General features: G+C 63.3%; 21 protein-coding genes. 10 read left to right on the forward strand and 11 right to left on the reverse strand.

The window, feature by feature from the left end:
* Window positions 1-424: 424 nt before the first annotated feature.
* The 3 genes from P9254_RS25235 to P9254_RS25245 form a co-directional block, all read right to left on the reverse strand.
* On the reverse strand, window positions 425-1,645 hold the full coding sequence (locus P9254_RS25235; protein ID WP_278055473.1) for a hypothetical protein: 1,221 nt from the start codon (window positions 1,643-1,645) through the stop codon (window positions 425-427).
* Window positions 1,579-2,529 (reverse strand): structural cement protein Gp24, encoded by a 951-nt coding sequence (locus P9254_RS25240; RefSeq protein WP_095825882.1) that lies wholly within the window; start codon window positions 2,527-2,529, stop codon window positions 1,579-1,581. The genes P9254_RS25235 and P9254_RS25240 overlap by 67 nt, the downstream gene beginning before the upstream one ends.
* Window positions 2,530-2,601: 72 nt before the next feature.
* Window positions 2,602-4,581 (reverse strand): DUF2213 domain-containing protein, encoded by a 1,980-nt coding sequence (locus P9254_RS25245; RefSeq protein ID WP_278055476.1) that lies wholly within the window; start codon window positions 4,579-4,581, stop codon window positions 2,602-2,604.
* A gap of 78 nt (window positions 4,582-4,659) precedes the next feature.
* Here P9254_RS25245 and P9254_RS25250 point away from each other — a divergent pair, with 78 nt between their 5' ends.
* Genes P9254_RS25250 through P9254_RS25260 form a run of 3 tightly spaced genes read left to right on the forward strand, consistent with a single transcriptional unit; the run spans window position 4,660 to window position 5,645 of the window.
* Window positions 4,660-4,938, forward strand: a complete 279-nt coding sequence (locus P9254_RS25250; protein WP_095825880.1) for a type II toxin-antitoxin system RelE/ParE family toxin — start codon at window positions 4,660-4,662, stop codon at window positions 4,936-4,938.
* Window positions 4,938-5,249, forward strand: a complete 312-nt coding sequence (locus P9254_RS25255) for a HigA family addiction module antitoxin (RefSeq protein WP_095825879.1) — start codon at window positions 4,938-4,940, stop codon at window positions 5,247-5,249. Before P9254_RS25250 ends, P9254_RS25255 begins: the two co-directional genes overlap by 1 nt.
* A gap of 12 nt (window positions 5,250-5,261) precedes the next feature.
* Window positions 5,262-5,645, forward strand: a complete 384-nt coding sequence (locus tag P9254_RS25260; RefSeq protein WP_127323413.1) for a hypothetical protein — start codon at window positions 5,262-5,264, stop codon at window positions 5,643-5,645.
* A 15-nt stretch (window positions 5,646-5,660) separates the two neighbouring features.
* On the opposite strand, the gene P9254_RS25265 is transcribed toward P9254_RS25260, so the two are convergent.
* The 8 genes from P9254_RS25265 to P9254_RS25300 all read right to left on the reverse strand — a co-directional run bounded on the left by P9254_RS25265 (window position 5,661) and on the right by P9254_RS25300 (window position 13,036).
* On the reverse strand, window positions 5,661-6,362 hold the full coding sequence (locus tag P9254_RS25265) for a phage head morphogenesis protein (protein ID WP_095825936.1): 702 nt from the start codon (window positions 6,360-6,362) through the stop codon (window positions 5,661-5,663).
* A 198-nt stretch (window positions 6,363-6,560) separates the two neighbouring features.
* Entirely contained in the window at window positions 6,561-6,707 is a 147-nt protein-coding gene (locus P9254_RS25270; RefSeq protein WP_164747237.1) for a hypothetical protein, read from the reverse strand.
* A gap of 43 nt (window positions 6,708-6,750) precedes the next feature.
* Window positions 6,751-8,199 carry a DUF1073 domain-containing protein gene (locus P9254_RS25275; protein ID WP_095825877.1) on the reverse strand — a complete coding sequence of 483 codons (1,449 nt, stop codon included), beginning with the start codon at window positions 8,197-8,199 and terminating at the stop codon, window positions 6,751-6,753.
* Between the two features lie 125 nt (window positions 8,200-8,324).
* A complete protein-coding gene (gene terL / locus P9254_RS25280) occupies window positions 8,325-9,974 on the reverse strand; it encodes a phage terminase large subunit (protein ID WP_245322458.1) in 1,650 nt (549 codons plus the stop codon).
* 5 nt (window positions 9,975-9,979) lie between these two features.
* Entirely contained in the window at window positions 9,980-10,615 is a 636-nt protein-coding gene (locus P9254_RS25285) for a helix-turn-helix domain-containing protein (protein WP_095825876.1), read from the reverse strand.
* Window positions 10,616-10,865: 250 nt separating this feature from the next.
* Entirely contained in the window at window positions 10,866-11,015 is a 150-nt protein-coding gene (locus tag P9254_RS25290; RefSeq protein ID WP_164750377.1) for a hypothetical protein, read from the reverse strand.
* Window positions 11,005-11,745, reverse strand: a complete 741-nt coding sequence (locus P9254_RS25295) for a ParB/RepB/Spo0J family partition protein (protein ID WP_278055480.1) — start codon at window positions 11,743-11,745, stop codon at window positions 11,005-11,007. The genes P9254_RS25290 and P9254_RS25295 overlap by 11 nt, the downstream gene beginning before the upstream one ends.
* Window positions 11,723-13,036, reverse strand: a complete 1,314-nt coding sequence (locus P9254_RS25300) for a putative antirestriction adenine methyltransferase (RefSeq protein WP_095825874.1) — start codon at window positions 13,034-13,036, stop codon at window positions 11,723-11,725. The genes P9254_RS25295 and P9254_RS25300 overlap by 23 nt, the downstream gene beginning before the upstream one ends.
* Window positions 13,037-13,136: 100 nt before the next feature.
* On the opposite strand from P9254_RS25300, the gene P9254_RS25305 reads away from it, so the two are divergent.
* The 7 genes from P9254_RS25305 to P9254_RS25335 all read left to right on the forward strand — a co-directional run bounded on the left by P9254_RS25305 (window position 13,137) and on the right by P9254_RS25335 (window position 16,213).
* Window positions 13,137-13,388, forward strand: a complete 252-nt coding sequence (locus tag P9254_RS25305) for a hypothetical protein (protein WP_095825873.1) — start codon at window positions 13,137-13,139, stop codon at window positions 13,386-13,388.
* Window positions 13,369-13,884 (forward strand): hypothetical protein, encoded by a 516-nt coding sequence (locus P9254_RS25310; protein WP_278055483.1) that lies wholly within the window; start codon window positions 13,369-13,371, stop codon window positions 13,882-13,884. The genes P9254_RS25305 and P9254_RS25310 overlap by 20 nt, the downstream gene beginning before the upstream one ends.
* Entirely contained in the window at window positions 13,884-14,138 is a 255-nt protein-coding gene (locus P9254_RS25315) for a hypothetical protein (protein WP_095825871.1), read from the forward strand. The genes P9254_RS25310 and P9254_RS25315 overlap by 1 nt, the downstream gene beginning before the upstream one ends.
* Complete coding sequence (locus tag P9254_RS25320) at window positions 14,125-14,298, forward strand: hypothetical protein (RefSeq protein ID WP_278055484.1); 174 nt, start codon at window positions 14,125-14,127, stop codon at window positions 14,296-14,298. Before P9254_RS25315 ends, P9254_RS25320 begins: the two co-directional genes overlap by 14 nt.
* A gap of 127 nt (window positions 14,299-14,425) precedes the next feature.
* Window positions 14,426-14,857, forward strand: a complete 432-nt coding sequence (locus tag P9254_RS25325) for a hypothetical protein (protein WP_278055485.1) — start codon at window positions 14,426-14,428, stop codon at window positions 14,855-14,857.
* Entirely contained in the window at window positions 14,857-15,357 is a 501-nt protein-coding gene (locus tag P9254_RS25330; protein WP_095783029.1) for a hypothetical protein, read from the forward strand. Before P9254_RS25325 ends, P9254_RS25330 begins: the two co-directional genes overlap by 1 nt.
* Complete coding sequence (locus tag P9254_RS25335) at window positions 15,350-16,213, forward strand: hypothetical protein (RefSeq protein WP_278055486.1); 864 nt, start codon at window positions 15,350-15,352, stop codon at window positions 16,211-16,213. Before P9254_RS25330 ends, P9254_RS25335 begins: the two co-directional genes overlap by 8 nt.
* Window positions 16,214-16,322: the final 109 nt, after the last annotated feature.

A 16,322-nucleotide genomic window follows, 5' to 3' on the forward strand; every position in this document is an offset into this window, starting at 1 on the left:
ATGGCCATGATTGAACGCGTCTTGAAAAAGGTTCTCGCGGTTAACGCGCATGCTGCTGAGAGGGAATGGTTAGCTTCAATTCTGCTCGGCGCTTTCAGGCTGGAACCACGGACGAGGCAGGTTTGATCGCCCACGGTGCGGAGATCAAGCGCCGATAGGTGCTATGCCGACGGGAACACCAGTCGAGATGGCAGAGACCGTGAAGGCGAGCAAATCATTGCCCGCCAACAAGAACTGGTGAGCAGACTTGCGGCACAAGCGCGTATGTTGTTGCCGTATGACGCTGTAGTGTTCCTGCAATCCTTGAAGCCGTGCAGCGGTCGCCTGTCTGGAACGCCTTAGGCGCAAGCCTACTTCGTCCCAGCCCCAAACCAGTGGATGAATGCGGCTCGTATTGGGGCGCGCAATACTATCTCTACGCCATCTAAACGCCCACCATCTGGGAAATGCCCGTCGGCTGCCGGATGATCGCGCCCCAGGTGCCGCTGGACATTTTCTTTTTCCACGAGGAGAGCGCGCGCACGATTGGATGAGCGCGGAGCTTTTCGTTAAACGCACAATAGCCGGTCTGCTGACCATCGATGCCGTCGGCAATGAACTGAACCACGTTGCCGGCTGAGATGCCCGTCGGGTTGATCGCTGTCTCCGCCCTATATTGCACCGCCGAGACGACGCGAAGGTTCGGGAAGTTTTTCTTGAGCAGGTCCTCAACATTGACGTTGAACGAGTTGGTCGCGGTCATGGCAAGCTGCGATTCCGGCGACATGGCCAGTGTCATCTTGGTGTTCTGGTCGACCAGGCCGGCTGTCTGGGTAACGAGCTGCAGCCACAGTGATTGGAGGTCGGAATAGATCTCATTCGCGGTGGCGACGATCTGGCCGTTGTTGATCCATTTCACGCCGCCGTAAGCCTTCGGCGCCGGGGTGATCGGAGCCGCCAGGTTCGGATCGTTGAGAAGGCCATAGTTCTGCAAGCCCTGCACGCCCTTGAAGTAGGTCGTGTTGAGGAATCGTGCGAGCACCGTGACGCCGGCGCCATCCACCTCGCCAACCCAATTGACGCGGCCAAGGCCGGCGCGCTCGATTTCCAGCTCGCCATACTCGGAAATCGTCTGGAACAGATAGGACTGGCGCTGCGGCCAATTCATGTTGGCGCCGGCTCTGCCGTTGTCGTTGTAGTCGCCATAGCTCGACACTTCGCCGGTCTGCTCAACGACGGGGAACATCGCCGTCTGGTCGATCCAAGTGCCCTTTCGAATTTCGCCGAAGATTTCGGCAGCTTTGGTTGGGGCGAAAAGGATGCGGTAGACCTCAGGATCCACAAGCGTGGTGAGGAACGCCGGAATGCCGGCGTTCGGTGCTGTCGCTAGCTGAGGCTGTGCATCCATCGCGAGATGATTGGTGCGGAACGCCTCGACGATGTAGGCGCGTGCATCGGGAAGGTAGATACCGGCCTGCTCGAACATCGAGCGATGCTGAGTCCACGCCGCAGCGGCCTGATCGAAGTCGTGAAATTTCATGGTGGTTATCCTCACAGATCGCCGACTTGCGGCGCATGGTTTCGAGATTGACGGCGGGTTTAGCCCTGAGGCCAAGAGCTGATCTTCATCAGCTCGCCGGGCTGCGCGAAGGAACGCACGGTCCACTTAGTTTCAACATTGGTGGCCGCGGTGAGCGCAGCCGCGTTGACTATGGTGTTGACATCGACCGCATAGGTGCCAGCGCCACCGGCTGGGCCAGTGAGCTGCTGGGTAATAGTGGTGACGGCGGTGATGCCAGCGCCGGTCAGCGTGTCGCCGACGCCGAAGACGCCAACGATCGTGCCGCCCGCCGTGAACACGCCATAGGTGCCGGAAATCTCTGTACCGGGGTCGACGTCCTGGTCGGGGATGTTGACCGCATACGTGCCCACACCGCCCGGGGTACCAGTGAGTTGCTGTATGATCTTGGTGCCGGAGACGACGTCGGTGCCCGAGATCGTGGTGCCGGGGCAGATCGTGCCCGAGTTGACCGTCGTGACCGTCAGCACATTGCCGACGATGGAGCCCAGGAAGCCGCTGGTCCCGGCTGCAATGGAGCCGGCCGAAGTGGTCGCGCCATTCGGCGAGCCGGACGGAGCAGCGGTCGCCGTGCCATCGGCATAGTTGGCGTAGACCTTCTGGCCGACCAGGGCAGGCGTCGCGCCGGCGTTCTTCACCCAGAAATCGCCTCCATCGAAGACGGTGATGGGAAAGCCGGCCGGGACCAGCATCGTCGATTCCTGCAGGTATTGCTCGATCAGGCCCTGCTGCTCGCGATGGACGAAGCCTGCGACCGGGCCGGTGCCGAAGGTGTTGACCACGGCCGGCGCATTGTCGCTGTCGGCTTGGACATAACTCAGCCAGGCGAAGCGGCCGATGACAGCACCTAGCGCGCCGCAGACCAGCGCGCCAGCGGCGGCAAGGACTGTAGAGCGGGGATTGGTGGAAGCGAAATCGCCCTCGACAGCGGGGGCGGGATTGTAGGCAACCTGCGTCTGGAACCCAGACATGGGCGATCTCCTAAATGAAAAGAGCCGGCTTGCTGGCCGGCTCGACGGGCTTGGAAGGGAAAGCCGCTCGCCTTAGAGCGACTTGACGATGTGGGTCTTGGCGGCTGGGAAAAGCTCGTAGAACGAGTTCACCCCGGCAGCGTCCAGGGCGACGGCCGGCTTCTTCGGTGCGCCGACGCTAGGTAGCGGCTGGGCCTTGAGAATGGCCGGCAGTGCCGAGGGATGGACACCATCGATGTTGACGCCGAGTGAGGTGAGCGCGGTGCGATAGACGGCATCCGAGCTATCATGGGCCATGGCGAGCTTGCCGATGTAGGGACGAACGGCCTCCTCGGCGGCGCGCACTTCGGCGGCCGATTTGAGCATCTCGGCGCGGACCTCGGTCTTGGCCTGCACCACAGCCGCGGCGATTGCCGCGTCCATGGCCTTCTTGTCGACCTTGTCGTCATCGTCCTCGTCGCCGTCTTCGGCCTTTTTCTTCTTCTCGTCCTCGTCCTCCTCCTCTTCGGAGTCCTCGGCTTTCTTCTTCTTGTCGTCCTCCTCCTCGTCGTCTTCGTCCATGGCTTCCTGGACCTCCACCTCGTCGAGCGCGACGAGAACCCCCTCGAGACCGTCGAGCTTGGCGTCGGTGGCGAGCTTGCCCTCGGCGGCCTTACCGACTGCCTTGAGGATAGCGGGGCGCTTGGCCTTGAAGTTTTCGGCGGTAACGCCCGCGAGAGCCGCGCTGACATCGATCTTCTGATCGGCGGCGAGCTTAGGCATGACGTGGGCAAGGATCGCGCCGTGGGCGACGGACGCCATGCGCGACAGCAGTGCTGCTTTCTTCATCGTGATGATCTCCATTTTGCTGTCGCCGACTACAACATCAGGCCCGGCGCGGCCTTCCTCGACCAAGGCGACGTGATTGGCGGAAATGTCCCGCATCACGCCGTCGTAGGATTCTCCAGCCAGCGTGCCGGGCGTCATGTCGGCCCGGTAGCGATAGCTGCTCGAAAGTTCTTTCTGCCGATCGGATTCGATCAGCGCGATTGCAGCGCCATCCCAGATGCTGAGCGGCGCCATGAGATAGGGGGCATGGAACTCGACGGCATCGCCGAGCGCGCCGACCACGGCTTCGCGCGGGTGCTCCTTGGCGCTGACCGGGATGTGCTTGAGCAAGAGCGGCTTGCCGACGAAGGTCGGGGCGGCTTTCGCGAGCTCGTCCGCATCGCGGTACAGGCGATAGATGCGCTCGGGATCGAGCGCCAGCGCCTCGAAGTCCGGGATTTCGCGGCCATAGTAGGGGCAGATGTTGGCCTTTGAGATCGGCGTCATCTCGACGCGCAGATGGCCGTCCTGGTCGAACGAGCGCACGCTATTGCGATCCATGGCGAGCGCGTCGTTGGCCTGTGCCACCGCGTCCGTGCCGCGGCATTCGTCGCACACCATCCCAGGTCCAGCGAGTTCGCCGGTGCCGCCGCAAATCGGGCAAGCGCCCTCGATCACGATGTCTTCGCCCCTCGTCCACTTCACGAAGTTGGAGCGCAGCGAGTCCCATGCCTCAGGCGACATGTCGGCCGCTATGCCAAGCCGCTCGCCCAGCATGTCGCGCAGGCCCGGATGCAGCGGCTCGGGCAGCGAGCGCAGGGGAGCCCAGGCATAGCCGGAATGTTCGTCGGTCAGCACCGGCGCGAATTTCGTCTCGACGGCCTGAGCAAAGGTATGATGCACCCAGCCATTCGGGGTGCCGCGCGTATCGATGAGCTGGCGCGCGCCAGACGGCAGCGTGCCGATCTCCTCGGTGGTCTCGCGCGCCGCCGTCGTCTCGGCGTCTTCGCCTTCATCCGACTTGCCACCGGGCCAGCACCAATGGCCGGGCCAGCTGGTATCGGTCGACGAGCGCCGGAGCACCAGGACATCGCCATCGGGCGCGACCAGCATCAGCGAGGCCGCCTGCCCCGCGCTGTCCTTGCCGACGAACTCTTCGCCGACCGCCTTCGGGATGCCGAGCACGCCTCGACCCTCGGCCGCTGCGTACATGGCGCGGCGCTGGGCCTCAGACTTCGCAGGCATCGAAAATCGCTCCTTAAATGTAAGGCTTGACCTCACACTTTGGTTGACTTATGTAAGGTAGCGCCTTACACTCTAAGCATGATCAAGACGTTCCGAAACAAAGCCCTGCAACGCTTCTTCGAAACCGGCAAAGCACGCGGTCTCAGCGTTCAGGACGACAAGCGTGTCGCTCGCATCCTGCGGGCCTTGGAAGCGGCGGCGCGGCCGCAGGACATGGACCTTCCCGGCTATCACTTCCACGGCCTCTCGGGCCGCGACAAGGGCCGCTATTCGGTCCGCGTCACAGGCAATTACCGCATCACGTTTGCATGGGACGGCGAAGACGCAACCGAAGTCGAATTAGAGGATTACCACTGATGAACACGACACCCATCAAGCGCGGCCTGCCCGCGATGCATCCCGGCGAGCTTCTGCGCGAAGACGTCATTCCGTCGCTCAATGTGTCGAAGACCGAGATCGCGAAGCTGCTCGGCATTTCGCGTCGCACGCTCTACGACATCCTGGACGAAAAGCAGCCCGTCACGGTGGCGATGGCTCTCCGCATTGGAAAGCTGGTCGGCAACGGCCCGGTGCTTTGGCTCAACCTCCAGCGCAACTATGATCTGGAGCAGGCCGAGAAGGCTCTCCGCGCCGAGATCGATGCAATCCCGACGCTGCACGCCGCTTAGGAAGGAAATTCGATGTTTCGCTGTATTGTGTCAGCTCTCGTTCTCGGTCTAGCGACGGCGCCGTGCCGTGCAGAAAATGCCAACGCGTTTATCTACAGCTACGGCCTCAAGACATGCGGTGCCTTTGTGGCTGCAGAGGGAGATAACCATCCAGGCAAGGCCATTCTCAGAATGGCCGATGGCAGGAAGTTTTTCGACGAGAGCGCGAACTTCATGAATTGGGTGCTCGGCTATCTCAGCGCCGTTAACATGATGCGCGCCCCCGGGAAGCCCAGCATCGAGCTCGATAATGCTGCCGTCGATCTGTGGCTCCGGAACTGGTGCGACGCCCATCCGACCAACTCGATTTTCGACGGCACCCTTGCCCTTGTCGCGGAGGAAAACAAAGCGCAGTGACCGCCCGCCCCTCGGTCATGAAAAGCCCTTGATGATCGGCTTGGCGACACAGCGGCATCCGGGCTCCTCGCCCGGCCGTATGAAGCGCTTGACGGCCGGGTCGTACCAGCCCGTCGAAATCTTGTAACGGACCTTTTCGCGGCCGGCCTGGACATGCGTGGGGCGAGGTTCCTTGCCGCCGCCGCTATGGTGCCACTCAGCCTCATCGATACCGAGTTCGAGCTGGCGCGCCGTGTTGAAGGCCGCTGTCGCCTTGTTGTTCTGGTCAAGCGCGATGAAGGCGGCCCGGCGCCGGGTGATGCCGGAATAGCGCTCGAGATCCTGCACCAGGCCGGCAAGGTCGCGGCCGGTCTGCACCGACCGCACCACCGCGCCTTCGACCTGGTCGAAATACTGCGAGGGGATCGACCTGATCAGCGCCACATTGGCGTGGATCGTCGCGTCCACGACGTCGCGCATCGCCGCCGTCATCTTGAATTCGACCGAGATGCCGCCGTCGCGCAGGATCTTGCGCAAGGCGGCGCTCGACCGTTTCTCGACCGAGAGCGCGAAATAGTCGCCGAGCTTCACCGCGGCGACGTCGAAGCGCTTGGTCCACTGCGCGGCAAGCTTGCGGATCGATCGGCGCAGCGCTTCCGCCGGCGTTTCATCCTGCGCTATGCGGGGCGTATTGGCCCGGTAGGAGGCTTTCAGCCAGTAGACCACGCTGTCGCTCATGGCGTCGATCAAGCGCGTCAGGCGGCCCCTGTAGGCCGTCTCAATCCCGACGTTGGGTCGGACGGGGCGAAGCACCTTTTCGTTGCGCTTGGCCGTCCGACGACTTTGCAGGCTGGACATCACGATCCCTCAGCGTCTCGGCGATCTCGCGATCGTCGGGCGTCTGTGCTTTGAGGAGTTCCCAGAGGTGGAGCGTGATCAAGCGGTGCCGGCGTTGTCAGTGACGGGAGCCGCACTATCTGCCGGCTCCTCGGGCTTGGCAACACCCGCGTCCCAAACAAACCGTTCCAACACGAGAATGGTTTGGAAGAACTTGTCAGGGTCGATCTCGCCCGGCGTGCTCATGCCCACCAGCTCGACCAGCCGGAGTCGGATTTCGCGGGCCTCGTCAAGCCGCCTCGTCTCGTTCCTCGGAGCTGCCCTTGACCACAAGGCCGTCGTCCTCCTCTTCGAGCAGGTCGGGCATGTCCTCGACATCGATCGAGGAGAAGTTTGAGTCCGGATCGCCGGCAACGCGCTGGCGCGATTCCTCAGGCGAAATCACGCCGGCGTCGATCAGGATTACGTCGCGCTCCGCCTTGGTCTTTTCGACCTCGGCCGCTTCCTTCTCATTGGTCTCTTCGAGCTTTTCGAACTCGAAGTCGATGCCGGGATCGGGCTCGCCCCAGAGCGATGTCATCACCAGGCCAAGCAGGCGATGTATCGGCTGGCGAAACAGGTGCTCCTGGAAGGAGTGGACGTAGTCGTAGAAGACCTGGATTTCGCCCTCGGAGGAGGCGTTCAAACCGGCCGGCTGGACGCCGAGCAGCTTGACCAGCGGAATGTGGCTCACCGACGCCATGTGCTCCTGCGCCTGCGCCTGGAGCACGTCGAGCCCGGAGAGCGGAGCCGCGACGTTCTTGAAGTCCTCGCTATCCTTGTCGATCATCATCAGGCCGCGATTGGACCTGACCAAATTGAAAAGTTCGGCGCGCCGGAAGAGCTGATCGCCATCGGCTTGCAGCGTCTCGCCGAGATTGGTGGCCAGCAGGAAAACGCTGAACATCGAGATGATGTCGTTCACCGACTGGCGCGTCTCCAGCCAGTTGTCGACATAGGGCTTGCACATCTGCGACAGCGACAGGCCGCCGAATGAATAGGTCGGCTTCAACAGGTCGGGCACCTCGCGCCCGATCAAGGTGATCAGCCGCGTGGTGTGGACGATCTTGGCCTGCACATACCAGCTGTCGGGCCGATACCAATTGTCCTTGAGCGGATCGCTCGAGTTGTAATTGGTCGGATAGCACCAGACCGCCTCGACGGTGCGCAGCGCCTTGATCGGCTTCTTGGAGAACTTGGTGACGCTGAGCTTGTCCCAGCCGTCGCCGATCGGCTTTTGCAGCTCGTCGGCATCGTCGGTATCGCCGGTGTCGATGTAGATGTGACCGCGGCCGAAGAAGCCATCCTGCTCGGCGGCGCGGCAGAAGATGTCGCGCACGTTCAGGCGCTTGAACTCGGCCTCCAGCTCCGCGATCTTGTCGGCCTTGTCCTCGCCGTCGTTCGAGGTGAAGCGGATCCATTTGCGCGTCATCTCGGTGGCGATCGTCTCGGAGATCACCCGGTATTCCGGGCGCTGCGCCAGCTCCGAGAGATAGGCGTAGCCGAGGAAGGTGATCCCCTCCGAGAAGTAGCCGCTCAGCGCGAAGCCGTTGGCCCAGCTTTGAACCGCGCCGACGGCGCTGTCCATGGCAAGCCCGGTGTTGCCCGACGGGAGCACGCCATCCGGGTGCTTGGGCAAGGTGAAGACCGGCACCGGCTGTTTCGGTGCGGCCGCTTGCGCGCGGATCGCCGACAGCATCGCATCCGAGATGCGCGTGGGAGGACGCGCTCCAGGAGGAACTGCTGCCGGCGGTGCCGACGCAGGGACGTCGGCGACTGGCCCGCGTGTCCAACGACGGCGCAATGCGCCCCAAAGTTTCTTGATCATCGCGGCGCCGGCTGGGCAGCGCGCCGAAGAACGTCGTCGCTGATCACCATGGCCCCCTTGATGTTGAGCAGCCTCGTAAAGGCTCCGGAAGATGCGTCGACCTGGTCCATCAGCTTGGAGGCTGGGAACAGGCAGAGTTCGTCGAGGTAGAGCGTGTTCCACTCGCCTTCGACGATGTAGACGTTGCCGTGTTCGCATTGCGCCGCGAACGGCTCGGCGCGCGTGACCTTGTCGCCGGTCTCGCCCTCGGCATGCACCTTGTAGCCGGCGAGCTGCGCGACGAAATCCTGCACCTGCGCCTTGCCGGCCTGCCCAGGATCTTGCGGCAGGCTGATGTGGACCGTCTTGCCGTCGAGCGCGGCCTGCGTCTCGATCGTCTTGCGGACCGACTTGCCTTCCTCGCGCAACGTCACGACATGGCCGACATAGTAGCGGCCCTCGGGATCGCGGCCGAGTTTGACGCCGGCGGTGCGAGCGCCAGTGCCGCCGCGCGTGCCGGCCAAGTCCCAATGGCGGACCCAGATGGTGCCCTTCGGCGCTGCCCTGACGATGCGACCCTCGAACCAGGCGCGCTGGAACATGCCGCCGGCGCGCGGCGCTGGCCGCTGCTGATACTGGCCCGCGACGGCATACGACGTCATGTCGTTGTAGAGCTGTTTCAGCTCATCAGGCGGGAAGCGGATCGGATCGAGGATCTCGCCGTCGACGGTGCGAGGATCCTGCCGCCAGACGAGCTGGAGCTTGATCGCCTCGATCTCGGCGCGACGCTCGTCCGGCAGATTGTCGTTCTCGCCGTACCAGTGCTGCTTGCTCGCGTCATAGCGCGCCAGGATAGGCTCGCCGACGGAACTGGAAACCTTGACCGGGGTATAGCAGCAGCGGTCGGGCTCGAACTGCATCGGCAGGCACAGATGGACGTAATCCATCTTGCCGTCGAGGATGACGCCCGTGACGTCGGCCTCATGCAGGCGCTGCATGATGACGATGATCACGCTGCGCTTCTGGTCGTTCAGGCGGTTTTGCGCGCCCTCGCGAAACTTGCGGGTCGTGGCGGTGCGCTCGGTCGCCGATTCCGCCGTCTCGGTCGAGTGCGGATCGTCGATGATCAGGCGATCGCCACGCTGCGAGGTGAGCGAGCCGAACGCCACGCCCTCGCGGGTGCCGGTGCTGTTGTTGGCAAACGAGGTCTCGGCCCTGCGGCTGAGATAAACCTCGGGCCAGCGGTCCTGGTACCAGCGAGACAGGATCAGATCGCGGCACTTGCGGGTGTCGCGATTGACCGGCCCGTCGTTATACGCCGTCGACAGATACCGCATGCCGGGCCGGCCGGCCGGTCCCCACTCCCAGGCTTGCAACAGCACCGAGACGAGCAGCGATTTCGATGTGCCGGGCGGCACGTTGATGACGAGGCGGTTGCGGAGGCCCAGCTCGAGAAACTTGCCCTCGACCAGCGCTTGCAGATGGTCGCAAACCACCTGCATGTGCCAGTTCCAGACCAGCGGCGTCTCCGGCTCGAGTTCGAGCCACGCCATCTTGACGAACTCGGCGAACGATCCCTTGGCCTTGCGCCGGTCTCGCTCGATCAGCAGGTCTTCGAGGTCGGGGGCAATGAGCGGCGCGCGGGCGGCGGCAGACTTCTGCGCCATTCAATTCACCCTTGCGCTTCGGCGGCCTTCCGTCGTTGCGCTGCCGCAATCAGGACGTCCAACTCCTCGTCGGTGTAGTCTTTCGGGTTTGCCCGTGCTTGCGTCTCGACCGGGCCGCCATTCTTGCCGGTCTGCTCGACGCGGCGCACATAGCCCCGGTCCTTGCCTTTGAGCTCCAGGTACCAGCGCACGGTCTGCAAATCGCCAGAGCGAAGCGCGATCACCACCTGCCCCTCGGCAACGTCGAGCAACTCGTCGGCGATCTCGGAATCGGCCTCCTGGATTTCGGGATGCTCGTTCAGGAAGGCGTAGAGCGTGGTGCGGCCGACGTTCAGCTTCTCCGCCGCGACCGTCTTGATGCCGCCGCACTGGCGCAGCATCGCGATCACGCGCGGCACGTCGCGCTCGGTCAGTTTCGGCGATGCCCCGCCCCGGTTGCCTTCCGCCGGCTTCGGCTGTGGTGCCGGCTCAGGCTTGGGAGCAGGCTTCGGCGCCACAGGAGGCGATGCCTTGCTGGCCGGCTTCTTCTTGCCGCGCGCCGGCTTTTTTTTCGGCTCGGCTTTCGGCTTCGCTGTGGCCGTTTCAGCCTTGGCCTTGGCCTTCGGCTTCGATGTCGTCACGCTGGTCGTGGTCTTGATCACCGGACGACTCGCGCGTGCGAGTGTTCGGAATGTTCGGGATGGCTCATTTTTTTGCCACCCATCCCACAACCCATGGACATCATGCCGCGAGCCGAACCGAATGCGATTGTGCTGGTCAAATCGGGCCGCAAAGCGTTGCTGGGCATAAGGTCTGCAAACATGCGCCGAAATGCAAACTGACCCATAATGCTTGACGCTGCGGCCACACTAACCACCGGCACTACGTTACACACACACGAATGCACCTGGATCACGGAAGGAGAACGCGTGCGAGGCACACGGCGAAGGTGAACGACAGGATGGCGAGCACCACGATAAACGGGGTGCCGAATGGCGGGCCGGCGATGGGCGCTTCGGGCTTGGGAAACGAGCCGCGCAAGCTGGGCAGTTCATGCCGCATCGGATTTGTCCTCCGCTTCCGCTTCGAGTTGATCCAGCCGCTCGCCGGCAAGGCGCGCCATGACCGAGAGGGCGATGCCCGAATTGACGATGTTGAGCTGGCTCTTGGTGCGCACGATGGTGTCGAAGAACTCGTCGAACTTCGACTGCGGCGCGGCATGGATGCGGAAGCGCTTGGCCCTTTTGGCGAGTGCCTCCAGCTCGACCTCGAAACGCACGCGGTCTTCCGGCAGGAAGGAGAAAAGCAGCTCGTCGTATTTGATGTTCGCCCCGCCGAGCGCGGTAGCACCTGGTCCCTTGTCGCCGGCGAGCACGCTGTCATCGAGCCCGGAGAACTTCTTCGCATCGATGTCGAGCGAGGCGTAGAGCTGGGCCAGCAGCGACTGGTCATCCTCGCCGTTGATCGAGTTGTGGCTGAGCTGGATCGCCACCTTGCGCTTTTCGCTCAACGGGGTGGTGATCACGAGCGCGTCGACCATCGGCAAGCCGGCCTCGATCGCCGCGGCCGTGCGATGATGTCCGGACAAGATCTCGAGAGAGCCGTCCTTGTTCTCGCATGCCAGGACCGTGGTGGTGAGGCGGCCATCGATTTTGACGTTCTCGACAAGGCGCTTGAACATGGCCGGTGCCATGTAGTGCGCGTTCTTCTCGCGGCGGCGAAGCGTGTTCGGATCAACCTGGAGCGCCTCGATATCGAGGACCTTCCAGTCAACGCTTGAAGTGCTTGCCATACCACCACTCGAACGCTTGTTGCGGCGTCTCGTCGATGCGGGCGCCGACGTAATGCAGGCGGAACTTGCCTTCCGGCCCGTCGATCTCTTCGCGCTTGGTCTGCTCGAAGATGCCGCGATATTTCATCGAGACCGGATGGTCCGAGAACGCCGAGGTTTGCACCTTGTCGAAACGGTCGATGAAGCGCTTGCCCATGTCGCGCAACAGCTCGCCGTTGCAGGCGAGCCTGGTGACGAGCTTTGACAGCCTGCCCTCGCGCGAGATGGCGAAGTCGGACAGCAGGTAAATCGACCGCTTCGCGAATTTGTCGAGGTTGTAGATCAGGCCGCCGACCAGCATGTCGTCGACGCGCACCAGGTAGTTCACCATGCCGGGCGTGTGGGTAATGCCCTTCTTGAGGTAGACGTCCTTGAGGAACGTCATCTGGGCAGCGTCGGCCCGGCCAATCGTCACGACCGATTCCGGCTTGATCTTGTCGAGGTCGATCGGCTTGTAGCGGAACGGGGCCGACCGCGGCACGAGCTGCAGGTAGGACGACTTGCCGGTCGACACGTAGCAGTAGTGCGGGTGGCCCCGGCCGGAGACGAATTCCAACTCCGGTTTCAGATCGTCGTAAATCTGGTCCGAGAGGATGCAATAGGGGACGCCCGCCTGCCGCACGCGCTCGATGAGACCGCGCAGCGCCTTGGGGTCGAACAGCTCATATCGGGGAGCTTCCCATTTGATGTTCTCGGCCAGGAACTCGAACATCTTTTCGTAGCCGCCCTTGTAGAACGGCGGGTAGGAGAAGATCGCGGCCTTGCGGTCGATGGCCTCCTCGAGATGCAGGATCCAGTCGCGCGGCGAGTAGCTCTTGATCGGGATCATGCCCGGAAGCTTGCGGACCTTCTCCAGGGTGCGCTCGACATAGCTGCCGAAGTTCGCAACCAGGTGCTCGCGATGGCTGGTCTTGTAGGCGTTCGCCTTGCCGCCAGCGAAGCGGCCGAGATTGAAGCCGACGGCCAGCGCGGCGAGGCGCTGATCGGGCTCCCGAAAGTCGAACTCGTTCACGAAGTCGAGCGCGCCGTGAAACTCATAGTCTATCGGCTTGCCCAGCAGGTAACCGGCGATGGCTGACGAGTAGAGGCTGACGTCGTTGGAGTGCATCTCAACGCCGGGGAAAGTGGCGAGCGTGATCTGCTCGAACCGGAACGTTCCGGAGCAGCAATTATAGACCCGGCCCCACTTGTCGACCTCAGACACGCGAAGGATTTGCGCGATGCATTCCTTCGGCACAACGCCTTGAAACATAACGCCGAGGGCCTCGCTTTTTCACTTGCATCGAAGGTGTAACCAAATAAAGTTACTTGCGACCAGAACGGTTACTTTCCCTACCACCGATTACCGACCAATGACCCTCAACGATCTCGCAGCCAGCCTTCATCAGAAGTCCGGCTTCGGCGGCGCTCGCCTGGAAGCGATCACCTTCGCCGCTGCCATCGGCTTGGCCCGCTACGCCGGTGCGGAGCACCAGACCTATTTCAAGCGGCGCTTCGCCGAAACCATCGAGAAATTAAGCTCTGACGACGTGCTCGACGTCGTGGGCTTCGTGGCGAAAGAGGCCGGAATTGAGCCCTCGCCGAGTGGCTTCGACACCAACTGATTTTCGGGGATTGGCCGAATCGCGAAGCAACATCAGGCTGCGCGATTTCTGCCTGCCCCCCTGGCTTTTTGTCAAGCGCGTTTCGCAACCATTTTGGCAACAATCCCCTACCACGGAGACCAGAGACCATGGCCAACTACTTATCCCCTACCGGAAGCCCGATCACCGGAACATTGGAGCGGCTGACCGGCCGCGCTCACATCAGCGACATCGACCCGGAGACGGGCGAGCCGGAATACGCCGGCGGCACCGAAATTTCTGGAACGATATCCAGACCGCCAAGCGCAACGGCAAGATCGTCTTCCTCGACGAGGCGGGCGACGAGTGGACGTTCGACCAGCTCACCCGCGAGGACGTGGACGAAGAGGAGGAAGACGCCTGCGACGGACCTGACCCGCGCACTGCTGAATTGCAAGAGATCGCAGACGGCGCTTTCGGCGACGGACCCATGGCGCGCGGAGCGGCGCGCGACATGCTCAAGCGGGAGCAGCGCTGATGGCCCGCTATCTAGTCACATGGGAGATCGACTACGAGGGCGAAGGCGATCCCGAAGCGGCCGCACGCTGGGCGTGGGATATCCTGCGCAAGCCGCACTCCACCGCAAGCGTCTTCACGATGATCGATGAAGACGGGAACGAAACCAAGATCGATCTGGCCGAGCTCGACGAGGCCCGGCTGGAGAGTCCCATCAGCAGCGTCGGCGACGTGCTGCGCAGGCTGACCGAGGAGGCGCGCCATGCCCATCGGTAGCCATCAGTCCGCGGCGGCCGGCACCGACGTCTGGCTGACCCCTCCCGCCCTCCTGGCCGCGCTCGGTGGCGCCGAGAGTTTTGACCTCGATCCCTGCGCTCCCCTCGATCGGCCGTGGACATGGCGCGCCAGCACTACACCATCGCCGACAACGGTCTAGCCCGGCCCTGGCACGGTCGCGTGTGGCTCAACCCGCCATACTCGAACAACGTGATCGGCCGCTGGATGGGCCGTATGGCCGAGCACGCCCATGGAATCGCGCTGATCTTCGCCCGCACGAAACGCAGGTGTTCCACGAGTGCGTCTGGCGCGCGGCCGATGCGCTGCTGTTCATGGAAGGGCGGCTGCATTTCCACGATGCCGCAGGGACTCGAGCAAAGGCCAATGCCGGCGCGCCGTCGGTGTTCTGCGCCTATGGCGCCGACGATGCTGACCGCCTTGCGGCCAGCGGCATTCCCGGCGCTTTCGTGCCGCTGCGCCTGTGCTCGCTGATCTTCGGCTTTGCCTCCGTCGGCTCGTGGGTCGACGAGGTGTTGAAGGTGATGCAGCGCGCCGGCGCGGCCGTGCGGCTCGACGATCTCTACCGCGCCTTGGCCGAGAATCCGAAGTCCGAACGCAATCCGAACTGGAAGGCGAAGGTCCGCCAGACCCTACAGCGCGGCCCGTTCGAACCGCTAGGCGAGGGCGTCTGGCAGGTGGCCGAGGGGAGGTTGCTCTGATGCGCCACTTCCGGACACGCCGATATGGCCCGTTCGAGGACACGAGGCGAAAGCGGCTCGCCTTGGCCCGAAAGCAGCGCCTTGAGCGAGAGAAACTGCCGCTCTTTTCCGAGATGATCGCAGAGGAGCAGCCAGACGCCGACACCGTTATGGCGCAGCGCGCCGAGCAAGCGGTGATCTGGGAGCAGAATACTCGCGACCGCCGCGCCGCGAACTGGCGTCGTGCAAGGAGCCGGCTTTTCGCCTACGGCGACAACATCCGGAAAATCCTGCGGGCACTCTGGAATAGCGCTCCCTACCCGGGCACGCCGGAATATTTCGCCGACATGCTCCACAGCTACGACGTCGGCCGGCTCGACCCGGAGAACCCGCCATGGGTCTACCGAGGTCCGGGCGTCAAGGGTTTCGACCCTCTCCCCATCATCAACCGATCTCGCGAGCGCATGGGGTTGCCGCCCCTCTCGTCGCTCGCAGAACTTCCGAGGTACGGCAATGGCTAAGACCGCCAAGGCGAAGGCACCAGCCAAGAAGCACGCTTGGCAGATCGAGGCCGAGAAACGCGGTCAGGAGATCGCCGAGAATGTCGCCATGCTGCGCGACGGGTCCGACGAATATCTGGTCGGAATCGCTCGGGAAGCCCTCCACCACTACCGCGCCGCGATGATGGCCTGCGACAAGCCCGGCCGCCTTCCCTACGAGCTAGTGATCGAGGCATGTGTCGAGACGCTCTACCGGATTGAGGAATACGGCGGCCGGGAGGAGCGCGGGGACGGTTCCGGCCGTTCCTGGCCGCCGCGCTGCCGCTCCCGCTTCAACTGCTGGAACTCGGCGTCGTCCTGGCTCGGCAAGCAACTGGCCGCGCCCGACGGCGAAATCCCGATGCACGGCCAGCCCGGTCGGTTCATGCTGACCATCCACGGCTGCCGGACCGACGTGCGCTACCCGGGTCTCTTCGGAGGGGTCGGGCTGGACGGCCGGGTGATCGACCTCGACCGGCCATTTTTCAGCGAGACCGGCTTTCGATCCTTCACCGGCGCCGGGCTCTCCCGCGAGCGCTGGTTTGTCGACGAGGCAATGACCGTCGACGAGATGCTGACGATCGTGATGGAGCAGAACCTGCTTATCGATCATCACGGCAAGACGGCGACGAGGGCCAGGCTACACAACCCTCCGTTCGGACTTAGCCATTGGCAGGGCAACGTGCGTCACCCCGCCGACGACAGCAGGCTCCGCGAGGAGCACCGCAACGATCCCGCCTACCAGCCGGGCGGTTTCATCCATGCGCTGCCGGGCCTCGCGCCGATCGGCATCCCCAGCCGCGTCGAAAAGACCGGCCAACTCGCCTTCGCATTTTGAGGGACAAGATCCTTAGATCCGCGCCTGATGCTAGGCCGTGAACGCGATAGAAAAGAATCCGCGACAGGCCGGCACACTGTGACAGGGTTGCCCCCAGGCAACCAATTTC

Source organism: Mesorhizobium sp. WSM4983 (assembly GCF_029625765.1).
Lineage (GTDB): Bacteria > Pseudomonadota > Alphaproteobacteria > Rhizobiales > Rhizobiaceae > Mesorhizobium.

What these genes read in the sequence shown, in the direction of transcription:
- P9254_RS25320 (WP_278055484.1), top strand. Translation starts at nt 14,125, where the DNA reads ATGCCCATCGGTAGCCATCAGTCCGCGGCGGCCGGCACCGACGTCTGG.
- P9254_RS25330 (WP_095783029.1), top strand. Translation starts at nt 14,857, where the DNA reads ATGCGCCACTTCCGGACACGCCGATATGGCCCGTTCGAGGACACGAGG.
- P9254_RS25270 (WP_164747237.1), bottom strand. Translation starts at nt 6,707, where the DNA reads ATGAGCACGCCGGGCGAGATCGACCCTGACAAGTTCTTCCAAACCATT.
- P9254_RS25250 (WP_095825880.1), top strand. Translation starts at nt 4,660, where the DNA reads ATGATCAAGACGTTCCGAAACAAAGCCCTGCAACGCTTCTTCGAAACC.
- P9254_RS25335 (WP_278055486.1), top strand. Translation starts at nt 15,350, where the DNA reads ATGGCTAAGACCGCCAAGGCGAAGGCACCAGCCAAGAAGCACGCTTGG.
- P9254_RS25245 (WP_278055476.1), bottom strand. Translation starts at nt 4,581, where the DNA reads ATGCCTGCGAAGTCTGAGGCCCAGCGCCGCGCCATGTACGCAGCGGCC.
- P9254_RS25315 (WP_095825871.1), top strand. Translation starts at nt 13,884, where the DNA reads ATGGCCCGCTATCTAGTCACATGGGAGATCGACTACGAGGGCGAAGGC.
- P9254_RS25295 (WP_278055480.1), bottom strand. Translation starts at nt 11,745, where the DNA reads ATGGCAAGCACTTCAAGCGTTGACTGGAAGGTCCTCGATATCGAGGCG.
- P9254_RS25290 (WP_164750377.1), bottom strand. Translation starts at nt 11,015, where the DNA reads ATGCGGCATGAACTGCCCAGCTTGCGCGGCTCGTTTCCCAAGCCCGAA.
- P9254_RS25265 (WP_095825936.1), bottom strand. Translation starts at nt 6,362, where the DNA reads ATGAGCGACAGCGTGGTCTACTGGCTGAAAGCCTCCTACCGGGCCAAT.
- P9254_RS25300 (WP_095825874.1), bottom strand. Translation starts at nt 13,036, where the DNA reads ATGTTTCAAGGCGTTGTGCCGAAGGAATGCATCGCGCAAATCCTTCGC.
- terL (WP_245322458.1), bottom strand. Translation starts at nt 9,974, where the DNA reads ATGGCGCAGAAGTCTGCCGCCGCCCGCGCGCCGCTCATTGCCCCCGAC.
- P9254_RS25275 (WP_095825877.1), bottom strand. Translation starts at nt 8,199, where the DNA reads ATGCTGTCGGCGATCCGCGCGCAAGCGGCCGCACCGAAACAGCCGGTG.
- P9254_RS25255 (WP_095825879.1), top strand. Translation starts at nt 4,938, where the DNA reads ATGAACACGACACCCATCAAGCGCGGCCTGCCCGCGATGCATCCCGGC.
- P9254_RS25240 (WP_095825882.1), bottom strand. Translation starts at nt 2,529, where the DNA reads ATGTCTGGGTTCCAGACGCAGGTTGCCTACAATCCCGCCCCCGCTGTC.
- P9254_RS25305 (WP_095825873.1), top strand. Translation starts at nt 13,137, where the DNA reads ATGACCCTCAACGATCTCGCAGCCAGCCTTCATCAGAAGTCCGGCTTC.
- P9254_RS25260 (WP_127323413.1), top strand. Translation starts at nt 5,262, where the DNA reads ATGTTTCGCTGTATTGTGTCAGCTCTCGTTCTCGGTCTAGCGACGGCG.